This window comes from Prosthecobacter dejongeii, from assembly GCF_014203045.1.
In the GTDB taxonomy this organism is placed as follows: domain Bacteria; phylum Verrucomicrobiota; class Verrucomicrobiia; order Verrucomicrobiales; family Verrucomicrobiaceae; genus Prosthecobacter; species Prosthecobacter dejongeii.
Window position 1 is genome coordinate 54773 of sequence record NZ_JACHIF010000014.1, and the last position, 20257, is coordinate 75029.

17 protein-coding genes and 1 tRNA gene are annotated in these 20257 nt (G+C 53.6%); 8 read left to right on the forward strand and 10 right to left on the reverse strand.

The annotated features are described in order from the left end of the window. Positions 1–15: 15 nt before the first annotated feature. Positions 16–915 carry a tetratricopeptide repeat protein gene (locus HNQ64_RS23245; RefSeq protein WP_184213147.1) on the reverse strand — a complete coding sequence of 300 codons (900 nt, stop codon included), beginning with the start codon at positions 913–915 and terminating at the stop codon, positions 16–18. Positions 916–1158: 243 nt separating this feature from the next. Here HNQ64_RS23245 and HNQ64_RS23250 point away from each other — a divergent pair, with 243 nt between their 5' ends. Continuing rightward, the gene (locus HNQ64_RS23250; protein ID WP_221305550.1) at positions 1159–2436 is read left to right on the forward strand and encodes a hypothetical protein; all 1278 of its coding nucleotides are present in this window, start codon (positions 1159–1161) and stop codon (positions 2434–2436) included. Positions 2437–2506: 70 nt separating this feature from the next. On the opposite strand, the gene HNQ64_RS23255 is transcribed toward HNQ64_RS23250, so the two are convergent. Further along, positions 2507–2596: transfer RNA gene (locus HNQ64_RS23255), tRNA-Ser, on the reverse strand. Positions 2597–2729: 133 nt separating this feature from the next. On the opposite strand from HNQ64_RS23255, the gene HNQ64_RS23260 reads away from it, so the two are divergent. Further along, on the forward strand, positions 2730–4142 hold the full coding sequence (locus HNQ64_RS23260) for a TonB-dependent receptor (protein WP_184213149.1): 1413 nt from the start codon (positions 2730–2732) through the stop codon (positions 4140–4142). 7 nt (positions 4143–4149) lie between these two features. On the opposite strand, the gene HNQ64_RS23265 is transcribed toward HNQ64_RS23260, so the two are convergent. Next, a complete protein-coding gene (locus HNQ64_RS23265) occupies positions 4150–5019 on the reverse strand; it encodes a peptidylprolyl isomerase (protein WP_184213151.1) in 870 nt (289 codons plus the stop codon). A gap of 29 nt (positions 5020–5048) precedes the next feature. Next, positions 5049–6083, reverse strand: coding sequence for an aminopeptidase (locus tag HNQ64_RS23270; RefSeq protein ID WP_184213153.1), 1035 nt, complete (start codon positions 6081–6083; stop codon positions 5049–5051). A gap of 114 nt (positions 6084–6197) precedes the next feature. On the opposite strand from HNQ64_RS23270, the gene uxaC reads away from it, so the two are divergent. Both uxaC and HNQ64_RS23280 read left to right on the forward strand, forming a co-directional pair. Continuing rightward, positions 6198–7610: a glucuronate isomerase gene (gene uxaC / locus HNQ64_RS23275; RefSeq protein WP_184213154.1), complete on the forward strand. Its 1413-nt coding sequence runs from the start codon at positions 6198–6200 to the stop codon at positions 7608–7610. Between the two features lie 184 nt (positions 7611–7794). After that, the gene (locus tag HNQ64_RS23280) at positions 7795–9597 is read left to right on the forward strand and encodes a sulfurtransferase (RefSeq protein WP_184213156.1); all 1803 of its coding nucleotides are present in this window, start codon (positions 7795–7797) and stop codon (positions 9595–9597) included. A gap of 43 nt (positions 9598–9640) precedes the next feature. Here HNQ64_RS23280 and HNQ64_RS23285 read toward each other — a convergent pair whose 3' ends face one another. After that, positions 9641–10258: an MBL fold metallo-hydrolase gene (locus HNQ64_RS23285; RefSeq protein WP_184213158.1), complete on the reverse strand. Its 618-nt coding sequence runs from the start codon at positions 10256–10258 to the stop codon at positions 9641–9643. 102 nt (positions 10259–10360) lie between these two features. Between HNQ64_RS23285 and HNQ64_RS23290 the strand changes: the two genes are divergently transcribed. Then, positions 10361–12694: a carboxy terminal-processing peptidase gene (locus HNQ64_RS23290; RefSeq protein ID WP_184213160.1), complete on the forward strand. Its 2334-nt coding sequence runs from the start codon at positions 10361–10363 to the stop codon at positions 12692–12694. A gap of 101 nt (positions 12695–12795) precedes the next feature. On the opposite strand, the gene HNQ64_RS23295 is transcribed toward HNQ64_RS23290, so the two are convergent. Beyond that, positions 12796–14106: a phosphoribosylaminoimidazolesuccinocarboxamide synthase gene (locus HNQ64_RS23295; RefSeq protein WP_184213162.1), complete on the reverse strand. Its 1311-nt coding sequence runs from the start codon at positions 14104–14106 to the stop codon at positions 12796–12798. A gap of 98 nt (positions 14107–14204) precedes the next feature. Between HNQ64_RS23295 and HNQ64_RS23300 the strand changes: the two genes are divergently transcribed. Then, a complete protein-coding gene (locus HNQ64_RS23300; RefSeq protein WP_184213164.1) occupies positions 14205–15233 on the forward strand; it encodes a quinone-dependent dihydroorotate dehydrogenase in 1029 nt (342 codons plus the stop codon). Positions 15234–15371: 138 nt separating this feature from the next. Then, positions 15372–15548, forward strand: a complete 177-nt coding sequence (locus HNQ64_RS24415; protein WP_343075922.1) for a CDGSH iron-sulfur domain-containing protein — start codon at positions 15372–15374, stop codon at positions 15546–15548. Here the strand turns inward: HNQ64_RS24415 and HNQ64_RS23310 are convergent. Further along, positions 15526–15984, reverse strand: coding sequence for a tRNA (cytidine(34)-2'-O)-methyltransferase (locus tag HNQ64_RS23310; RefSeq protein ID WP_184213174.1), 459 nt, complete (start codon positions 15982–15984; stop codon positions 15526–15528). The two genes, HNQ64_RS24415 and HNQ64_RS23310, sit on opposite strands and share 23 nt — an antisense overlap. Positions 15985–16044: 60 nt before the next feature. Beyond that, complete coding sequence (locus HNQ64_RS23315; RefSeq protein WP_184213176.1) at positions 16045–16509, reverse strand: hypothetical protein; 465 nt, start codon at positions 16507–16509, stop codon at positions 16045–16047. A 199-nt stretch (positions 16510–16708) separates the two neighbouring features. Between HNQ64_RS23315 and HNQ64_RS23320 the strand changes: the two genes are divergently transcribed. Further along, positions 16709–17647: a sugar phosphate isomerase family gene (locus HNQ64_RS23320; protein WP_184213178.1), complete on the forward strand. Its 939-nt coding sequence runs from the start codon at positions 16709–16711 to the stop codon at positions 17645–17647. 45 nt (positions 17648–17692) lie between these two features. Here the strand turns inward: HNQ64_RS23320 and HNQ64_RS23325 are convergent, their stop codons facing one another. Both HNQ64_RS23325 and HNQ64_RS23330 read right to left on the reverse strand, forming a co-directional pair. Then, the gene (locus HNQ64_RS23325) at positions 17693–18160 is read right to left on the reverse strand and encodes a pentapeptide repeat-containing protein (RefSeq protein ID WP_184213180.1); all 468 of its coding nucleotides are present in this window, start codon (positions 18158–18160) and stop codon (positions 17693–17695) included. 259 nt (positions 18161–18419) lie between these two features. Further along, the gene (locus HNQ64_RS23330) at positions 18420–20240 is read right to left on the reverse strand and encodes a protein-disulfide reductase DsbD family protein (protein ID WP_184213182.1); all 1821 of its coding nucleotides are present in this window, start codon (positions 20238–20240) and stop codon (positions 18420–18422) included. Positions 20241–20257: the final 17 nt, after the last annotated feature.

Genomic DNA, 20257 nt, shown 5'->3' on the forward strand with positions numbered 1-20257 from the left:
AATCTTAAAAATGCATTAGCGGACTAATGGTGTGACTTTGACGGGAGCAGGCGGAGCCACCACGACAGTGGTCGCTGGCGTCTCCCCGAGGGCTCGCTGGGCCTTCTCTAACAGGGTAGCGAAGTAAGGTTGTCCTCGTTCTAAATTCGGTCGGGCTAGGATGTGATCTCTTAACTCCAGCCAGATCTTTTGGGCCTCTTTCGGCCGTCCCCACTGACCTAGTAGTTGCGCCTTTCGCGCTAGCCATTCATGCGGCTTTGGACTGACTTGGTACAGCCCTTCTAGGTGACGTAGTGCCACCTCATACTGTCCCGCATTCACCGTCATTTCGAAGGCTCTTTCGAGCAGTTCAGGGTGCGATTGCAATTTTGTTACTGCTTCATTCAATACCCTTGCTGATTCGGTGATATTGCCCTTTGAGAGCCAAACATCAGCCATTTCAAAAAACACCTCAGCTTCTGGCTGGCTGCAATTCTCGATCACTTCTTGAAAGTCACAGATCGCTTCGTCCGGTCGCTGGAGTTGGATTCGCACCCGGGCACGTTCTGTGAGCGCCTTCGCATGTTTCGGATGCGTTGCTAGAAACTCATTCAACATGGATTCTGCTGCCCGCCATTGGCCGCCTTTGGCGAGAGCCATACCCTGCACCAGCGCCACTGGGTATTGGCCTGGCGCAAGCCTTTCTGCACACTCCAGCGCCACCAAAGCCGAGCTCCACTCGCCATGTTCCTCACAGATCACAGCGAGGCGAAAATGCAGGTCCGCATTTTTCGGCTCGTTCTTCAATGCCTTCTCAATCTCGCTCACCACCTCATGGTAATCTCCATGGGCATCAGCATACCCCGCGCAGCCCCAAATGAGGCTGAACATCAGAATGCGAAAGCGAGTAGCAGAATAATAAGGCAGGAGTGCCATTCACAGCTCCAAAGCTCCAAATTCGCTGATTCCCAAGTGAAGGTTTTGACACAAGCTTTTCGCCGCTATGAGCACCCCAACTCAATGCCCCCTGAAACCATGGACATTAGGGTTTCGCCCCGCATGACATCTCTTCTGTGTGACATTAAAATCACGTCTCTGAAGGCATCAAAAACAAACGGACGATCTTGGGGAAAGGTAAATTGCGGCTGAAAATCAAGCGAGCATTCCGTACATTCCTAGATGCCGTTTCGTCTTCTTCTTTTCTCTGTCGCGCTCCACAGCTCCTTTCTTCTGGCGGTCGATCCTCCCTCGCTCTCCAAATCTCAGCTCACCGAGCCGATGAATCAGGCCTGGGATGCAGTCTGGAACCGCTTCTACCTCGATAAAGTTCAGACCTTCGCCGATTACCTCAGCAGTTACGAAAAAGGCCAAGAACAGTCCCACCTGCCCAAGGCAGAAGAGGTGAACCGACAATACCCGAATCCCTGCGGCTATGGCACAGGGATGGAAGATGGGGACATCCTAGGTGGAGCCATGCTTAGCATCCTTTGTGATCGTTTTGCCGTCACCGGAGAGGAAGATTTGCGTGAGCGCGCAGCTAATGTTTTTGAAGGGCTACGCCGCTGCGCGACGGTCCATGGCGTGCGTGGCTTCATCGCTCGAAATGTTTGCCCAGAGGATGGCACTGGAGTTTACATCAATTCTTCTCGGGATCAGGTTACCCACTTCGTTCACGGCCTGTGGCAGTATTATCACAGCCCCCTCTCCACAGATCTCACCCGCCAGCAAACCCGCACTATTATGGCCGATGTGGCCGAGCGGATGATCGAATTCGTTACACCGGAAAACGACTATGACTTCTGCCGTGCCGATGGCACACGCTGCCCGCTGGGCATCTGCCGCATGTGGAATGTCCAGGCGCATGAAGCCGCCCGCCTGCCCATGATCTATGCCGCCGCCTGGGATGTGACGCACGATGAACGCTACCGCAAAATGTGGCGTCAGTATGTGGCTGAGGCCATCGAACAATCGGCCTCGCCCGATCCGCACAAACCCGCTTATGCCCTGCTCCAGATGCAATGCTCTTTAGAAGTGCTGCATGACTTGGAGCCTGATGCAGCGCTGAAGGTGACCCTTCAGGCTCGAATGGCCCATGTCCGTGAGCTAGCCCTGAAGCGCTTTACCTGGGTCGCTGGAAAGATCGCCACCAAAAGCCCCGAAGAGATGCGCATGCTGGGCCCTGACTGGCGCAAGGTCTCCGTCTGGAAGGACCAAAAGGGCTATCAAGTTCCCCAGTGGGGGCCGTATCGCGAGATCTGGCACCTCACCCGCGAAGCTGGCGAATCCGCCCTTGTCATTCTCATGATCAATCCAGAAACGGTTACCTCTGAGCAAAAAAGCAATTTGGAGAAAATGATCCTAAAGACGGACTACCTGCACAACTCCAGTTGCGGCATCATCTACCACCTTGCCGCCTATTGGAAAGCCTGCCGCCATACTGTGCTGAAGAAGCACTGATCTGATTTGTGGCCCAAGCCTCCCTCTCCAAAGGTCATCGATGAGTCCAATCCTCTGTGAGAAAAAACAGTGGCGGTGAGAGAGGGATTCGAACCCTCGGTAGCGGTAAGGCTACGCATCTTTAGCAAAGATGTGCTTTCGACCACTCAGCCATCTCACCAAAACTGTCTGCCGCAGTGCGGGCAGGCGTGACTATTAGCGCGACACTGGGGCCGTCGTCAACGCAAAAGATGCAGTTAAGAAACAGAATCTCCACTTCCCCCTCAGCAGGTCCTGCGTACTCTACCTTGTCTATGAATAATGGGAACCCTTCTGACCGACCTGGCACTCTCGAAAAAGCGCTCAAGATCAACCTCGCCCACAAGATCTACGGCACCTTCGCTGAAATCGGGGCCGGGCAGGAAATCGCCAATTGGTTTTTCCGGGCTGGCGGCGCTTCCGGCACGGTGGCCAAGACCATGTCTGCCTATGACATGACTTTTAGCGATGAGATCTATGGCAAGAGCGCCCGTTATGTCTCACGTCAGCGCATGGTGGCTATGCTGGATCATGAATATGAGATCGTGCATGAACGCCTCGCGGAAAAAAGAGGGCAGGGGACGACTTTCTTTGCCCTAGCTAATACTGTTCGTGCCAAGGGCTTTCGAGATACCAAGGAAGAATGCCATGGCTGGATGGGGCTGCGCTTTCAGACAGAGCCGATGGGACCGTGCAATGACATCCAACTCCACGTTCGTCTCACCGATGCCACCAACGCTCGCCAGGCCGAGGCCTTGGGCATCTTGGGGGTAAACCTCCTCTATGCCGCATATCATTTGCGTGATCACCTCCCCACTTTCCTCCACAGTCTCATGGATGAACTCACTCGCTGGCGGGTGGAAATTGACATGGTGGATTTCAGCGGCCCCGCCTTTGAAGCTTCAGTGTTTCAAGATCGACTCGTGGCTTTGGAGTTGGTTCGCAGTGACCTTGCGGATGCGGCACTTTTCGGAGCCAATGGCGAAATCTGTCAGGCTTCGGATGTGCTCTACAAACGTCCCGTGCTTCTCAATCGCGGTAGTTTTGATCCCATCACCCGAGTGAATTTGGACATGCTTGCGCAGGGGGGCAAGGCCTTCGTGCAAGACTTTGGCCCGTTGGCCGATAACCACATCGAAATCCTAGAAATCACCATGCACAATCTGCTCTGCATGGAGGACTGTGCCGTGGAGTATGACAACTTTTTGGCGCGTGCTGATGTGCTGCAATCTCTGGGGAAAAATGTGCTCATTTCTAAATACGCCGAGTTCCACCGGCTCAGCGGTTTCTTAGCGAGACACACTCGCGATCCGATTGGTATCATCCTCGGTCTGCCATTGTTTGAAGAGCTCTTCAATGAACGGTGGTACACGGATCTAGAAGGAGGTCTCATGGAGGCTTTTGGTCGTCTATTCCGCAACCAAGTTCGCCTGTACGTCTATCCCGCAGGCGATCCGATGACCGGAAAGATTCGCGATGCTTGGAATGCCCGCGTCACACGTGAGCAACAGCATCTACTCAACTACCTGCTGGATACTGGCTCTGTCCACCCCATCCAAAATGGCTTGGACGATAGCATTTTCCAGACCAGTGCGGATGTGCGTCAGATGATCCTTCAGCACGATGAGCGTTGGCGCACGCTGGTGCCGCCGATTGTCCTTGAACGCGGGCCATGGACTCTAGCTTGAGAGCTTCTTAGTCGCTCGCTGGTTTGAGAGGTAACTTCTCCGTGATCCTCTCCAGTGCTGCCTGCCGTTTATTGGCTTGAAGGATGGCAGTGAGTTCAGCACGCACTTCATTGAGCTGCGGCAGCCGTTCATCCTTTCGTTGGATTAGGCGGATGATATGCCAGCCGAGCTCGCTCTGGATTGGGGAACTCACCTGTCCAGTTTGCATGGAAAGCGCGGCTTGAATCACTGCCTGAGGTGTTCTGGATATCCCGAGCCAGCCTAGATCGCCCTGTTTCTTTTGAGTCCGTGCATCTTCACTGTGTGTTTGCACCAAGCCAGCCCAGTCTTCACCCCTCAAAAGCCTCTGGTGCAGCTTGCGCATTTCTACACTTCGGTCCTTGGCTCTTAGCCCGCTTTGAGCGAGAAAAAGATGCTCAATCCTCTGCATCTGGGGTAGTTTTAGAGCTGAATCAGTGGCTTGGTAGGCAGCTTGCAGTTCATTCGCAGTCACAAGGCCCGATTGAGCCATTTGTGCTTCTACCCAAGCTTGATCTAAAAGCGCTTCCTTGACACGATTTTCCATGAGTCGCTCGGTCAGGCCTTGGCCTATGAGGCGTTGATCTCGGTCTGTGGACTTCTCCCACTGTCGTCGCCAAGCTTGCATCTCTTTTTCCAGGGCTGTGCTCACATCGGGGTGGAAAGTCACCTCTCTCTGCCGCTGTTGGCGGATGTTGAGCGCCACTCGCCAACGAATTTCGGCTGTATTTGCTGCCAAGCCACGGAACTGGAGCTGTGCGACCTCTTCGCTTAAATTCCTCTCCGCGATGGCTTGCTCTGAACCTAACAAAAAGCGTCGCAATGGCTCTTCTTTGAATTGGCAAAGGGCGATCAGCAAGCCAAGCAAAATGGGACACCACCAGGCTTTCATCGGGACTTGGCTGGTTGGATCTTCGCCCGCCGTTCCATGGGGTTCAATGTCTTCATCTCCTCCATCTCTTTCAAAAAGGCTTCAATATCCCCACCCTTCGCTCTCAATCGAGCCTCAAAAGCCGGCACCAGATCGTAATAAGTGGCTAGGGTGTTTAGGCGTGCATTGTTCATCGGTTTTTTAAACCATCGATCCAATTTCAGAGAGCCTCCATAGCGTTTGTTCATCGCTTCCAGTCGTAATTTCATCCTCACAAAGGCCGCCTGTTTACCTTCGCGCATGGCTTTTTCATCGAGATCTTTTTGAGCATATAACCGAGCTACCTCGGTGCGTGTTTGCAGCACCTCGCGGATGAAGTCCTTCTCCACTCGCATCTCCTTTTCATACTGCGCTAGATCCTGCAGTCGGTCTTGAGACCGCAACCAGCGCCGGGTGCCTTCACGCCCCACCACGGTGGCCAGAGCTTCGTTAAAGTCCGTGTCACCTTGGAGATAGATCCTCTGGTGAGTGAGTTCATGGAAAATCAGTTCTGCCAGAGACGCATCATCCCGACCTAAAAAGGTATTCAGCAACGGGTCTCGTAGGTAGCCCAAAGTGGAGTAGGCTTCCACCCCACCGACATACACATCCAGGCCTTCCGCACGCAATTTTTCCGCTTCCTTTTCCGCCAAAGATTCTTTGAAAAATCCACGGTATTTCACACTCCCCACCAGAGGATACCACCAGCGTTTAGCCTCAACGCTGAATTCAGGGGTCGCAAAGATCACCCACACCACATAGCGGCGCCCAAGGTTCGTGTAGCGTTCATATTGCCCTTCAGCAGGCAGCCCCAAATGTTCCTGCGCGTATTTCCTCACTTGAGCCACCGTGTTGAGTTTCTCCTTAAGTAAGGGTTTCGACTTGGGGTCGGCGAGCACCTTGTCCACGGGACTGGCCTTGCTCAGGATCTCCACCTGACCTCGCAGCGCCTGCGTGTAGAAGCCCACCGTCGAACAAGAAGTGAGTGCTAGCCCTAAAAAAAGACTAAACACGCATCGCCATGTGTCTAAGTTGTTGCCTTTGCGCTTCATCGCGTCACGATGCTACGAAAGTGCCACTCCACCAAGCTGGAACTTTCCCCCCATCCTCAGCCCCAACCTCTGTTCATGTCTTTCATCCACGATGACTTCCTGCTGTCTTCGAAGACCGCACGCCGCCTCTATCACTCCTTTGCCAAGGATGAGCCCATCCTGGATTACCACAATCACCTGCCTCCGAAGGACATCGCGGAGGATCGCCAATTCAGAAACCTTCACGAAATCTGGCTGGAAGGGGACCATTACAAATGGCGCGCCATGCGTTGCAATGGTATCCCCGAAGAGTACATCACTGGAGATGCCAGCCCTAGAGAAAAATTCATGGCATGGGCAAAAACGGTTCCGCACACGCTGCGCAACCCTCTTTACCACTGGACCCACATCGAACTGAAACGCTACTTCGGGATTGATGAACTCCTCAATGAAAAGAGCGCTCCGGCGATCTGGGAACAGACTCAGGCTGCCTTAGCACGGCCTGAGATGAGCACCCGAGGCATCCTGCGCAGCCAGAAAGTCCGTGCTCTCTGCACCACGGACGACCCTACAGACGATCTTTCCTGGCACAAGAAGTGTGCCGATGATGGTTTCGAAATCGGTGTTTACCCCACTTTCCGCCCTGATAAAGCTTTGGCCGTGCAGCAGCCGGAAGCATGGAATGCCTGGTGTGATAAATTGGCCTCCGTTTCCAATACGGACATCAATAACTTCAGCGCTCTGCTCACCGCACTGGAAAAGCGCCATGACTTTTTCCACAGCATGGGTTGCCGCCTCAGTGACCATGGCTTGAACCGTTGTTACGCAAATTTCTCCACGGAGGCCGCAGCCTCCCGCATCTTTGATCGCTATCGCAGCCATCGCACCAAAAGGCTCTACCCCGAGGATCATGAACTGCTAGCCACCCACATCATGCTCCACGTGGGCCGTCTGAACGCGCGCCGCAAATGGACCATGCAGCTTCACCTCGGTCCCGTGCGAAATAACAACTCGCGCCTCGCCAAGAAAGTCGGTGCGGATGTCGGTTGTGACAGCATCGGTGATTACCCTCAGGCCGAGTCTCTGAGCCGCTTTTTGGATGCCCTGGATACAGAAAACTCCCTACCCAAGACGGTTCTCTACAACGTCAATCCTGCGGACAATTATGTATTCGGCACCATGGCAGGTAACTTTGCCGATGGCACGACCCCGGGCAAAGTGCAGTTTGGCTCAGGCTGGTGGTTTGTGGATCAAAAAGAAGGCATGGAATGGCAAATCAATGCCCTAAGTAACTTGGGCCTGCTCAGCCGCTTCATTGGCATGCTGACAGATAGCCGTAGCTTCATGTCTTTCCCCCGTCACGAATACTTCCGCCGCACCCTCTGCAATCTTTTGGGCAATGACATCGAAGCTGGCCTCATCCCGGACGATGACGAACTGACTGGAAGCATGCTGAAAAACATCTGTTACGCCAATGCCAAGGCCTACCTGGGGTTAGAAGTCAGTTAAAACTTAGGATTCCTCGAAATCAGCGCGTTCCTTTCATGAGAAGGGACGCGCTTTTTTTATTCTGGAATAGCTAGCATCGCCGCAAAGATCAGTGTGTTTCTGCCAGCATTCGCTTATCGCTCGCCCCTTGCACCCTCCTGCTTTCTGCGCTCACCTCTTTCCCCGCCCTTTTTTGCCTCGTCCCATGCCTGAGACCGCTCCATCGCCCCTCATCACCAACATTGCTGCTTACCAGTTCGCCACGCTGACGGATCTTAAGTCGCTGAGGGAACGTCTCGTGGCCCAGTGCAAAGCCTGGGGGCTCAAAGGCACCATCTTGCTTAGCACGGAAGGGATCAATCTTTTCATCGCTGGGCTACGTCCTCAAATTGACCTTTTGTTGGCCGAACTGCGTGCCTTGCCAGGCCTCGAAAGCCTAACCCCCAAATTCAGTGAAAGTGCAGATCAGCCCTTTCGCCGCATGTTGGTTCGCATTAAAAAAGAAATCATCGCCTTTGGCGTTGAAGGGATCGAGCCAGCCAAATACACCTCTCCACGGATTGAGGCTAAAACACTCAAACAATGGTTGGATGAAGGTCGCCCCATCACCTTGCTAGATACTCGCAACGATTACGAGGTGAAGCTAGGCACCTTCAAGAACGCTCATATCATCGGGGTAGATAGCTTTCGCGACTTCCCTGAGGCCGTGCGCCGCCTACCCGAAGAGCTCAAACAGCAGCCCATTGTCACCTTTTGCACGGGAGGCATTCGCTGTGAAAAAGCCGCGCCCTTCATGGAGCGTGAAGGTTTTCAGCAGGTCTGGCAGTTGGAAGGCGGCATCCTCAAGTATTTCGAAGAGGTTGGAGCTGCTCATTACGATGGAGAATGTTTTGTTTTCGATCAACGGGTCGGTGTGGATCCAGCTCTTTCAGAGACTGAGTCCACCCAGTGTTTCGTCTGCCAGTCCCCATTAACCGAGGAGGATCAAAAAGACTCCCGTTTTGTCGAGCATGTTTCGTGTCCCTACTGCTACAAAACCACGGAGCAGCAGATGCAGGAAAACATCGCCGCTCGCCACGCCGCCATCCGAGGGGCAACCACCCCTCTCCCAGGCAGCGTGCCTTATGATCACGAGCAGCCGCTAAATGTGCCGGAGGCCTGCGATGGGCGGACTCTTTTGGAAACACTCACCACGGTTCTCCCACATGTGCCGCTGGCTGAGTTGCAGTCTCGTTTTGAAAATAAACGCATTCTCAATCAAGATCACCAACCGGTTCCTCCACATCACATCGTCAGGGCAGGGGAGCGTTACCTGCGCTTACTCCCGGCAATGGTCGAGCCGACCGTGAATGCAGACATTCGGCTGCTCCACGAAGACGAGGCCATCATCGTGCTGGAAAAACCTGCCCCGCTGCCAATGCACGCGGGTGGTCGTTTCAATCGCAACACGTTGCAATACATTTTGCACCAGGTTTACCAGCCCCAAAAACCTCGTCCGTGTCATCGGCTGGATGCCAACACGACTGGCCTAGTCATCGTCGCCCGTACACGTCACTTTGCAGGCAATATCCAGACTCAGTTTGCCCAGGGGAAAGTGGCCAAAACTTACCTCGCCCGTGTCCACGGTCATCCTACCGCAGATTCTTTTCATTCTGAGGCTCCCATCAGCGATGTCCCTGGCGCACTCGGCAGCCGGGACGTGGATGAAGATCAGGGCCGGAGTGCACGCACGGAATTTCGTGTATTACGGCGTGAGGCTGATGGTTCATCACTCATTGAAGCACGCCCGATTACGGGCCGAACCAATCAGATCCGTATCCACCTCTGGCAGTTAGGTCACTCGATCATCGGGGATCCCGTTTACCTTCCTGGCCAGGCTGTCGGTGATACTCAAACGCTGGATACCGAATCAGATCCTCTCTGTCTTCATGCTTGGAAGGTGACCTTTACGCATCCTTTGACCAAGCAATCAGCACACTTTGAAACAACACGTCCAGCTTGGGCTTGAAAGCGAGTCTTTTGGACCGAGGCATTCAGACTCTGGCATCGCCTCACTGCAAAAAGGGATTGCTGCGGCGTTCTTCGCCCAAAGTCGTGTCAGGCCCGTGGCCCGGGAAGACTTGAGTCTCTGCGGGCAATGACCAGAGCTTTTCCCGAATGCCTGTCACCAATTGCTGATGTGAGCCCCCAGGGAAATCAGACCGCCCTAAACTCCCACTGAAGATGACGTCGCCGCTGAAAAGTAAATTTTCCGCCCCCAGCCAGAAGCAAAGGCTATCGGGTGAGTGTCCTGGAATGTGTTGCAGTTTCCAGACCTGATCTCCCACGGTCACCTCAGTTTGATCCTTCAGCACATGGTCCACAGCGAATTCAGGCACTGAAAACGCGCTGCCTGCCATCGCGCCAAAGAATTTCTCCAACGTCAGATCGCGATCAAACTCAGTCCATGCGTAAACAGGGCATGCATGTCCTTCCTTCACTGCCGATGCGTCCATCACATGATCAAAATGTTGATGAGTCAAAAATAACGCATCCACTTTTACGTTTTGGCTTTCCAGCCATCTCGCGACCCCCTGGGGAGCATCCACGAGGAGATTAAATCGCGGCATGCGGAGCAAATGGCCGTTGGTTTCGACGATTCCCCCTGTATAAGTTTCCAATTGTAACATAACCTTCTGCTGATGTGGGAAACCTGTGGACATTTCAAGCTGCAAACAGCAAAATTGATGACGATTTCTCCCGCTGGAATGCGTAATTAGTGAGCAAACCCCATGACTCGTAACCCCTTGTCTCTCGTGGCCGCCGGCATGGCGACCATTTCCATGGCCTTCACGCCTGCCCGTGCCGAGACCAATTTTGGTCAAGTCGCCATGCATGTAGCCTACATGCTTCAGAGTCAGCATTACTCTCACCGAGACTTCGACGATGAAGTTTCGGCCAAACTCCTTCAGAACTACTTAAACCTGCTCGACTTTCGACACGTCTTCTTTACTCAGGCGGATGTAGATGGCTTCAAAAGCAAGTATGACACCACCCTCGATGACCATGTGCTGATGCGTAACATTAGTCCTGCCATCGAGATCTACGACATTTACAAACAGCGTGTCAAAGAGCGTATCGAGTTCACTCAAAAAGCTCTTAAAGATCACAAATTCACTTTCGATTCCACACGGACCATCGAGTTGAAACGCGACGCTGCTCCTTACCCAAAAACTAAAGAAGAGCAGGACAAAATTTGGTATGATATTCTTGAGGACAATCTTCTTCAGGAAAAACTGGCAGATCAGGCTAAAGAAGAGGACGCCAAAAAGAAAGCGGCTGAAAAGGCCAAAAAAGACGCTGAGAAAAAGCCAGACACGGCGGCTGCCCCAAAAGCAGAAGCGGACAAAGCAGTCGCGGCCAAGCCAGCAACTCCATCTAAGGAAGAAAAGCCACTGACTCCAGAGGAACGCGTCTTGAAAGACTATGAGCGGTTGCTCGAAAGCATTGAGGAAAATGACCGTGAAGATGTCGTGGACTTCTTTCTTTCCAGCCTCTCCGCAGCGTATGATCCGCACACGGAATACATGAGTGTCAATGAGACGGATAACTTCAATATCCAGATGAAGCACAAGCTCGTCGGTATCGGTGCACTTCTTGGTTTGGTGGATGACGTTGCCCAGATCCAGGGCATCGTGGTTGGTGGTCCAGCCGACAAACAAGGAGAGTTAAAGCTCAATGATAAGATCACTGGTGTGGCTCAGGGAGATGCCGAATTCGTTGAGACTAAGTACATGAAGTTGCAGAAGATTGTGGACATGATCCGCGGTAAAGATGGCAGTTCCGTTCGCCTTCGTGTCAATCCGGCCGATGATCCAACGGCTACCAAGATCATCACCATCGTTCGTGGCGAAGTTGAGCTCAAAGAAAAACTCGCCAATGCCGAACTTCTCCTGACACCTGCTGAAATGGGCCCACCCATGAAGATCGGCTGGATCAATCTTTCATCCTTCTATGCCGACATGGAAGAAGGCACTGTTAGCACCACGGATGACGTGCAGCGCCTGCTCTCCCGTCTTATGAAGGAGAAGATTGATGGCCTTGTTTTAGATCTTCGCGGCAATGGCGGCGGCTCTCTTGAGGAAGCTATCCGTCTCACGGGTCTTTTTGTTCCCGCAGGCCCAGTCGTTCAGGCTAAAGATTGGCGCGGTTCCATCTCATGGCGCGAGTGTGAGACCCCGAAAGCCTTTTACGATGGTCCCATGATTGTCCTCACGGATAAGACAAGTGCCTCGGCTTCTGAAATTCTTGCCGCTGCCCTTCAAGATTACCGCCGTGCCTTGATTGTCGGGGACAAATCCACCTTCGGAAAAGGCACCGTGCAGACCATTCTGCCTGTGGATCGGTTTATGCCCTTTTTCAGCGATAAGAGCCGAGCTGGAAACCTGAAGGTTACCATTCAGAAGTTCTACCGTATCGCCGGCGGTTCGACACAGCTTAAGGGCGTCGAGCCCGATCTCGTTCTTCCTTCGATCCGTGACGTCTTAGACATTGGCGAAGCTTCAGCAGAAAATCCTCTTCCGTACGATACCATTCCTGCTCGTAAATACGGACTCATCAGTGAAAAGCCCTATCCGCTCGAAGAATTGCGCAACCGTCTGACTGGACGCTTGGCGAGCAATCCTGAGTTTCAGTACATTCTGGAAGAGTCTAAACGACTCAAGGAGCGCATTGACCGCAACACCGCGACACTGAGCCTTGCAGAGCGCGAAAAAGAGACCGCAGAAACCAAAGCACGTCGCGAGAAACAAGAAGCTGAGCGTGCTGAGCGCGTCAAAGTTCTCAACGACAAGTTGAAGTTGGATGGGTTCAAAACCTACCACCTCACCCTCGATAATGTGGACGCGGCTGAACTTGTACCTGAGTCTGCCTTCACTCGAGAACAAAGCACAGGCATGAAAATGGCGGTCAAAGCTGATGGTGAAGAGGGTGCCTCTGAACTCTCTAAATTCCCCTACGGACTGGAGCCTACCAAGCTAGAAACCGTGAACATCATGCGTGATTTCTTGGAGCTTACCAGCAAGCGCCCGACAACGGCCAAGGCTGAAGACAAAGCAACCAAGTAACCTCGAAAACAGGCTGCAAGTCCCTCCCATCAATCAAGCGCGTCCTCCATTGGGGGACGCGCTTTTAGTTTTACGCCGTCAGCTAAAACTTAGCCATGGATCTAAATGCCGTTGAGCTTCAGCAAATCTGCCAACAGTCCACGACTGCGATAAAATTCGGCCTCGGCCAGCCCTGTTTCTACCAATCCAGCGCGGATGGCATCTGCATCTTTTTCGCCCAAAACGTGAGACTTGATCAAAGCAGTCTTGCGTGCCTGGAGATCCAAAAAGCTTGCATCCACCTCGGGGGTGATGGGGTATGTCCCTGCAGCTTGGCCTTCCTTGAGCACCTGCTTGAATGGAGTGCCCAGCTTTTGCGCCTCAGCCTTCGCTGCATTGATACCCGCATACCAGTCCGCACACACCAGGCGATAGTAATCGCGCATAGCCTGCTTGTTGTAGTGAATGATCAGGTTAGTTTCATCCACGGATACTGTGCTGGTGGCTCGGAAACTGTCTGCATCAATCGTATCCACAAAGAGCAATTCCTCCTGATCCACAGCAAACTCCCACTTTAAATCCCAGAGTTGAAGGCCGATTTCATCGAGCAAATCTCGCACTGCCCAGGCCCCTAAAAGAGCCATCTTGATGGTATCAGTGAAATGTTGGGAACTGAGTCCAGACATCAAAAGAGCCTCTTGTTTGCTCACCGCACGGTCTTCAGGCTCGTACTTGCTCGTCAGATCATAGATGGGGCGGTCCAGCATCTGCCACGCCTGCATCGGGCTCGTCAGTCCCAGTTCCTGCTCAAAGGCGCGACGTTCCTTTTCACTCAGAGCCTCGTATTTGCGCAGGATGGAGCTCCCACTGGTCACGCCAAATCTCACAATGTACTCCAGCGGCACCACATAAGTGTTGCTCTGATGAAACTGAGCATAGTCGAAAACAAAATTGCCCATCACATTGCGCTGTGGGGGCTTCATGACGGGAAAGCGACGCACAACATTGTAGCAGCTCGGCGTTGTAGGCATACCGCTAGTTGCGACGTCGCCAGTTTCACCATCCAGCATGCCCACATGGTGGGTATGGGCTCCTGTTTCCAACATCGTTTGTAGCGGACCGTCCATCAATTGATCCCGCCAAGTGGTACCCAACTTGTCCTCTTTCAGCAAAGCCGACTGAACGCGAGTCCAGGTACCAGGCTGTGTCAGCCTCGTGTACATCGCGTGGCGGAAGATGGCACGATTCAAGTCATTACCAGCAATGCTGAAAATGCTACCCACGTCGAAAACCGAGCCCGCAGGGGTCGTCTCGCAGACAATATAGGCCGGGTGATCTGGCACCGCATAAAGGTGCTGCACAGAGCCGAGATAAACAGGCTCTCCGAGCTGGGACAGATCGAGACGGGCTGGGGCAGGGGCTGGATAAGACATGGTCAATGAACTCCTACTTTTCAGTGCGGGCCGAGAAGATTGCAAGAGGGGGGTTGCACAGTCTTGACACTCAGACTCTTCGCAGGCAGGAAAGAATCATGTCTCTCATCGCCAATCTCTACCCGCTGATGAAACCCTGGCTGTTCCGCATGGATGCGGAACGTGCTCATGAGTGGACGACACGCATGATGAGGATCTCTCACAGCCTAGGGCTACTGACGGTGGGACAGGAAAAGATAGCCGTGAGGCCGGTGGAATGCCTGGGTTTGAAGTTCCCCAACGTTCTCGGTTTAGCCGCCGGAATGGACAAATCAGCCTCTGCCGTTGAGGCTTGGTCGGCCCTGGGCTTTGGCTTCGTCGAAGTAGGCACCCTGACACCACGCCCGCAGCCGGGTAACCCCAAGCCGCGCCTTTTTCGCCTGCCGGAGCATGAGGCGCTGATCAATCGCATGGGCTTTAACAATCCTGGCATCCACTCCGCCGTGAAGCGCCTGAGAAATCGCCGCACCTCGGCAGTGGTCGGCGTGAACATCGGCAAGAACTTCGATACCCCCAATGAAGGCGCAGTGAATGACTATTTGCTGGGTCTGAAAGCGGCCTACCCAGTGGCGGACTACATCGCCGTGAACATCTCCAGCCCCAATACAAAAGGCCTGCGCGACCTCCAGGCAGAGGACTCGATTCGCTCTTTATTAGGCGCATTGAAGACCGAGCAGGCTCGCTTGGCCAGTGAGCATGGAAAAACCAAACCTGTTTTGGTGAAAATTGCCCCGGATCTGGAGGAGTCGCAGATCGAAGCTCTCGCCCGTGTTTTCAATGAACTGGCGGTAGATGGTGTCATCGCCACGAATACAACCATCAACCGTGCAGCCGTGGTGGGGCATCCTTTAGAAAATGAGGCAGGTGGTCTCAGCGGGGCACCCGTCACCCAGCGTTCGACCGAGGTCATTCGGGCCTTTCGTAGCTTGCTAAATCCACGCCCCCCCATCATCGGTGTTGGCGGCATTCTGAGTGGCCAGCAGGCCGCAGATAAACTCCAGGCGGGTGCCCAGCTGGTGCAGGTTTACAGCGGTCTCGTTTATCGCGGTCCGGGTCTCGTCCAGGATATTTTGCAAAAGGTGGGGTAGGGGATACGGCAATCTCTGAGTGAGTTTCCTTCTCATCCCTCCATGCTGCCTAAAATTCATGCTCTGCGGCCAGCTATCCTAGAGCTAGAGCCTGGAGAATATTTCTGGTGTTCCTGCGGCCTCAGTGGTCATCAGCCCATGTGCGATGGTGAACATACCGGGACGGGATTACGTTCTAAAAAATTCATCCTCACGGAACGCTGCACCGTGCGCTTGTGCAATTGCAAGCACACGCAGACACCCCCATTCTGCGATGGTAGCCACGTGGGGATGGTTCCACCTGATTTTACTTTTACAACCCACCCCGCTGTCTGACCGCCTCATAGAGAGTGATCGCCACGGCGGTGGCTAGATTCAGGCTTCGAGTTCCCCGCATCGGGATGCGCAGCACTTGGTCTGGATGGCTCTTCATCAAAGCTTCCGGGACGCCTCGTGTTTCAGGCCCAAAAACCAGGTAAAGCTCCTGGCTGCGGGTGAAGTCTGCTTCCCAGTGCAGCTTTTCGCCTTGTACTTCCACGTAGAAAAATTCAGATTCCGGCGCTGCTGTGGCATGCATCTCCTCCCAGGTGTCCCACACCCGCACGTCCACCTCTGCCCAGTAATCCAGCCCACTGCGCTTTAAATATTTGTCTTCCAGACTAAAGCCTAGAGGTTTGATCAGATGTAGCCTAGCTCCCGTGGCTAGGCATAAGCGACCCGCAGCCCCCGTATTGTGGGGAATTTCAGGCTGGTAAAGAACGATGTGTAGCATGGAACGGCAGTCTTCACCGGAATGCAGCCTCAACGGGAATGCAAGGTGTGAGCACGCTTATCATTTGAGATGAGGTTGATCTAAAAACGCACGCTGGGCGGCGACCATTCGCAAGTTCTCCACCCGTTGAATCTGGTTGGTTGCAGTGAGCTGCAATGAAGGGAGATTGAGTCCAGTATCGAGACATTCCAGGGAGCGCCAAAGTCGCAATTTTCCTTCGATGCCAAGAATTAAAACCTCCAGAGATTCCAAGAGGCCTAAATCACCGCTGCCAGTCTTGACCTCCAGCAGCTTTTCCGCCATCCACGCTCCTGCCTTTTTGACGCTCCCTTCAGTCTGGCCTAAACGGTCTAACAAACGTTTGAGTTGCTGCTGGTCAGCCTCCACTTCTGCCTTCAGGGTCTGCATCTGTTCAGCTTCAGGTTCATCTGCATAAACGACGATAAGATGTTCTATCAGTTGCAGCGCAGCCACCGAGCCTGCGAGATGATCTTTGAGGTATTGAGTTAAATTTTCCAGGTTCATGTATTAAACATCGTTCCTACCGATAGCACTGCGCTTGGCGAGGTGTTTCCGGCACCTCATGAGACCTCATTATCACAATAACACAGTCCTTCGACAGGAATGGGGGACTTTTCTGTCTTGGCAAAGGTGCGGTTAGCCGACAAACTATCGTTCCTGTCCGCGTTTGTCTTTCAGCAACCCCTCATCTTGACCTGCTCCTATGCCTCGCAAACTCAGCCACATCGCCCCTGACTGGTGGGATTACACCACGCTCGACCATGACCTGATCAACGACGCGGCCCGCCTCACGGAGCGTGATCTGCGGCAGCTTTCCCGGCCGGGATTCAAGGTAGTCATGTATGATACTCTTGAAGATTTTTATCTCGCCCAGGCCCTGGAGTATATTCATGCCTGGAAGCAGGCGTCTGCGGACAATCCTGCGGGGATCTGTGGCCCTATCGGCCCGACTGAGCAGCTTCCTCTCGTAGCTCGTCTCGTCAATGACCTCGGCATCTCCATCAAAGACGGTCACTTCTGGGGCATGGATGAATGGTATGACCCTGAAACTAAAAAAGAAGTTTCCATGGAGCACCCACTCTCCTTTGAAAAAGCCGACCGCGAATTGTGCTTTGACCGCATTCAGAAAAAACTGGTCATGCCCGATGCCCACATGCATTTCCCCAAAGCGGATGTGACGGAATACGTTAAAAGCTGGCATTCCGGGGTGCGCTGCATCGTCATGCAGGGCGGCCAAGGCGACATCAAACACTGGGCTTTCAATGATCCACTCAAACGTACCGGCAAGTGGAAAAATGAGCCACCACCGCCAGCAGAATATCGCAAACTAGGCACTCGTATTGTGGATCTTCACCCTGTTACCTTGTCCCAAAACGCCCGGACCTCGGGTGGAGGCAACATCACCATGGTCCCCCAGATGGCCATCACGGTCGGCCCTAAAGAAACCTGGATGGCAGAAAAGGTAAGCATCTGGCAGGCTGGTATGCATGACAATCCTCTTGGGCAGCGACTCACCGCACTGATGATCTCCAAGCGCCTCGCGGATTCATCAGTCCCCATGTCTCTACTGGCAGACCACCAAAACGTGCAGTTCAACTATTTCCGCGGTGGCCTCGGAAGCTGTGCCGTGGAAATGCACTAAGTTCGTTCGATTTCCCTGGGGCTGATGATGAAAGGTTTTATCTCCTCACACCAGTCCCAGGGTATCCGTCAGTTTGGCTCCAGTGAGGACCATGCAAGATTGCAGGGAATCGGTGAGATCTGCGGCGATCAAATCTGCATCAGTAAAGTCCGCATGGCTGAGATTGCAGCCCACCATGCGTGCTCCTGAAAGATCTGCTCCGCACAGCAAAGCCCCCGTTAGATTGCCTCCACTTAGCGTGACCCCGCCCAAGTCAGCTCCCCTCAAATCTGCTCCAGCGAGGTTAGCCCCCTCAAAGGTGGCACCGCTAAAGTCCGCACCTGAAAGATTGGCCGCCTCCAAATTAGCCCCATCAAAGACGGTGCCTACAAATTGAGCCCGGGCCAAATTCAGACCCGCTAGATCAGCTCCGCTGAGGTTCATGCCTGTTTCATCCAAACGGGAACCCTGTGCACCTTCAGACTGCAACCAGAGTAGATGAGCTTCGATTTCCTGAGGAGTGATAGCTGCCATAATAGGATGAGAACCTGATTTGATGCCAGGATGCAATCCTTTAGCGTGGGTCTGGAAAAAAATTGCGGGATGCCAAATTCCCAAAAAACCTAGACCGATTTCCAAAAAGATGGTCCGATTGAAAAGGCGGGCGCGGTGGGATGAGTGGCAAGGCAAGACTCAGGCTGCTATCTTGACGATAACAGCCAAGTCCCGCTTGCGGTGACCGCCAATCGTCCCACTCCGTCGCCGCTTTTCGGACAAGATTCTTGGAAATCGTCTAAAGTTCCTGGATGGCCGCGGAAACATTGTCCACGCTGAGCAATTCTGGAAGGATCATCGGTTCCTCTTTACCTGGAGAGTAGAGCACATTCACTGGCACCGCTGCTTTGCCCAGTTCAGATAAAGCTTGGGTGATTCTTGGGTCTTCGTTTGTCCAGTCGGCCTTGAGCAAAACCACCTTTTTATCAGCAATCAATTTTTGCAGTGCGGCATCTTTGTACACCCGTTTGTTCACTTGGCAGGTGAAACACCATTTGGCGGTGTAATCTATGTACACGGCTTTGTTTGCAGCGCGCAGCTCCGCCACTTTTTCGGGTGACCAGGCTTCCCAGGTTAGGCCACCTTCCACATGGTTACCTTCACTGACGACACCTCTTTCCACCTGGGGCCAGCCAAACGCTAGCCCACCACCGATACAAAGGAACGTGAGCAGGACGGCGATGAAGCGGGTGCGGGTAGGCTTATGAGGCAGGGACCAGCGACCATAGATCCAGCAGCCGAGGGAGATGATGACCAGACCAAAAAGAGTGAAGAGCATGGGCTGGCCCTCGACCATCCCTGTGAGCACCCAGGCCAGGAAAGCGACCGTGCCAAAAAGGAGAAAGGACATGCCTTGTTTAAAACTTTCCATCCACGCGCCAGGACGGGGCAGGGAAGACACCAGTTTCGGCATTAACGACAGGAGGAGAAATGGACTGGCTAATCCGAGCCCGATCATTGTGAACATGAGCATGGCTAGAGCCGCAGGGAGCGTGACGGCGTAACCCAGCGCAGGGCCCAGAAACGGGGCTGAGCAAGGCGTCGCGACGACGGTCGCCAGAAGGCCGGAGAAAAAGGAACCGCTGACACCTTGCTTGGCCTGTAGATCTGCCCCCACGCCTACGGCGGAAGCACCGATTTCGAATAAGCCCGCCATGTTTAGGCCGAAGATCAGAAAGAAGGCGCAGAGGCCATAGACGAAGCCAGGCGACTGCAATTGAAAGCCCCAGGCTTTGCCCAGCGAGACGACCAGTCCGCCTAGTGCCCAAAAACAAATCAGCACCCCTAAGGTGTAAGCAAGACCGTGCATGAGCACCTGACGTTTATCCTCACCCGCCTGCTGCACTACCCCCATGATCTTAATGCCCAGAACAGGGAACACACAGGGCATCACATTCAGGATCAATCCACCAATGAAGGCGAACAGAAGGTAGCCTGCAAAACTCCGCTGGGGAGCTTTCGCTACCACAGCTTGAGTCTCTGGAGTGGAAACAACGGAGGTGGCTGCTGGAGCGACTTTGGCAAAGACGTCCGCCATTGCTGGATCTGCCTCAGCCTTGTCTCCAACTGTCACGGTCAGCTTCGCTTCAGGCTTGGCAGGCATGCAGTTCTGGGGATCACACACCAGGGCATCCACCTTCACGGAAATTTCGGCGATGTTGCCAGACTTTCCGTTAGGCGTGACTTTGGCTGGCAAGTAAACAGTGCCATCGTATCCCTGGCTGGTTTTACCATCGGTAGAGGGCACCTCGTGAGTATCAGGCCAGGGAAGCTCTTCGACCGTCCAGCCTTCTGGAAGCGTCCACTTCAATGTGGTCGGTTTGCCAATGACATCTTCTGGGAGTACCTTACCATAGGTATGCCAATGCGGCTGGTGCTCCAGTTTCACCGCCACGCGAAAGGCCTCGCTCGGGACTATCGTCTTCAGTTCCGAAACCAGGCTGGCCTTCACCTTGGCGCTAGCCGTATTCGCCGTTAGGCTGAGCTGGGCAGTCACTGGCTGCATGCCTGAGAAGATCAACAGGCAGGTAAACAAAAGGCGCGAAATGTGTGAAGGCATAATGGTTATACGAGACA

What these genes read in the sequence shown, in the direction of transcription:
- HNQ64_RS23325 (WP_184213180.1), bottom strand. Translation starts at nt 18,160, where the DNA reads ATGGCAGCTATCACTCCTCAGGAAATCGAAGCTCATCTACTCTGGTTG.
- HNQ64_RS23280 (WP_184213156.1), top strand. Translation starts at nt 7,795, where the DNA reads ATGCCTGAGACCGCTCCATCGCCCCTCATCACCAACATTGCTGCTTAC.
- HNQ64_RS23260 (WP_184213149.1), top strand. Translation starts at nt 2,730, where the DNA reads ATGAATAATGGGAACCCTTCTGACCGACCTGGCACTCTCGAAAAAGCG.
- HNQ64_RS23245 (WP_184213147.1), bottom strand. Translation starts at nt 915, where the DNA reads ATGGCACTCCTGCCTTATTATTCTGCTACTCGCTTTCGCATTCTGATG.
- HNQ64_RS23295 (WP_184213162.1), bottom strand. Translation starts at nt 14,106, where the DNA reads ATGTCTTATCCAGCCCCTGCCCCAGCCCGTCTCGATCTGTCCCAGCTC.
- HNQ64_RS23320 (WP_184213178.1), top strand. Translation starts at nt 16,709, where the DNA reads ATGCCTCGCAAACTCAGCCACATCGCCCCTGACTGGTGGGATTACACC.
- HNQ64_RS24415 (WP_343075922.1), top strand. Translation starts at nt 15,372, where the DNA reads ATGTGCGATGGTGAACATACCGGGACGGGATTACGTTCTAAAAAATTC.
- HNQ64_RS23330 (WP_184213182.1), bottom strand. Translation starts at nt 20,240, where the DNA reads ATGCCTTCACACATTTCGCGCCTTTTGTTTACCTGCCTGTTGATCTTC.
- uxaC (WP_184213154.1), top strand. Translation starts at nt 6,198, where the DNA reads ATGTCTTTCATCCACGATGACTTCCTGCTGTCTTCGAAGACCGCACGC.
- HNQ64_RS23315 (WP_184213176.1), bottom strand. Translation starts at nt 16,509, where the DNA reads ATGAACCTGGAAAATTTAACTCAATACCTCAAAGATCATCTCGCAGGC.
- HNQ64_RS23285 (WP_184213158.1), bottom strand. Translation starts at nt 10,258, where the DNA reads ATGTTACAATTGGAAACTTATACAGGGGGAATCGTCGAAACCAACGGC.
- HNQ64_RS23300 (WP_184213164.1), top strand. Translation starts at nt 14,205, where the DNA reads ATGTCTCTCATCGCCAATCTCTACCCGCTGATGAAACCCTGGCTGTTC.
- HNQ64_RS23250 (WP_221305550.1), top strand. Translation starts at nt 1,159, where the DNA reads ATGCCGTTTCGTCTTCTTCTTTTCTCTGTCGCGCTCCACAGCTCCTTT.
- HNQ64_RS23310 (WP_184213174.1), bottom strand. Translation starts at nt 15,984, where the DNA reads ATGCTACACATCGTTCTTTACCAGCCTGAAATTCCCCACAATACGGGG.
- HNQ64_RS23290 (WP_184213160.1), top strand. Translation starts at nt 10,361, where the DNA reads ATGACTCGTAACCCCTTGTCTCTCGTGGCCGCCGGCATGGCGACCATT.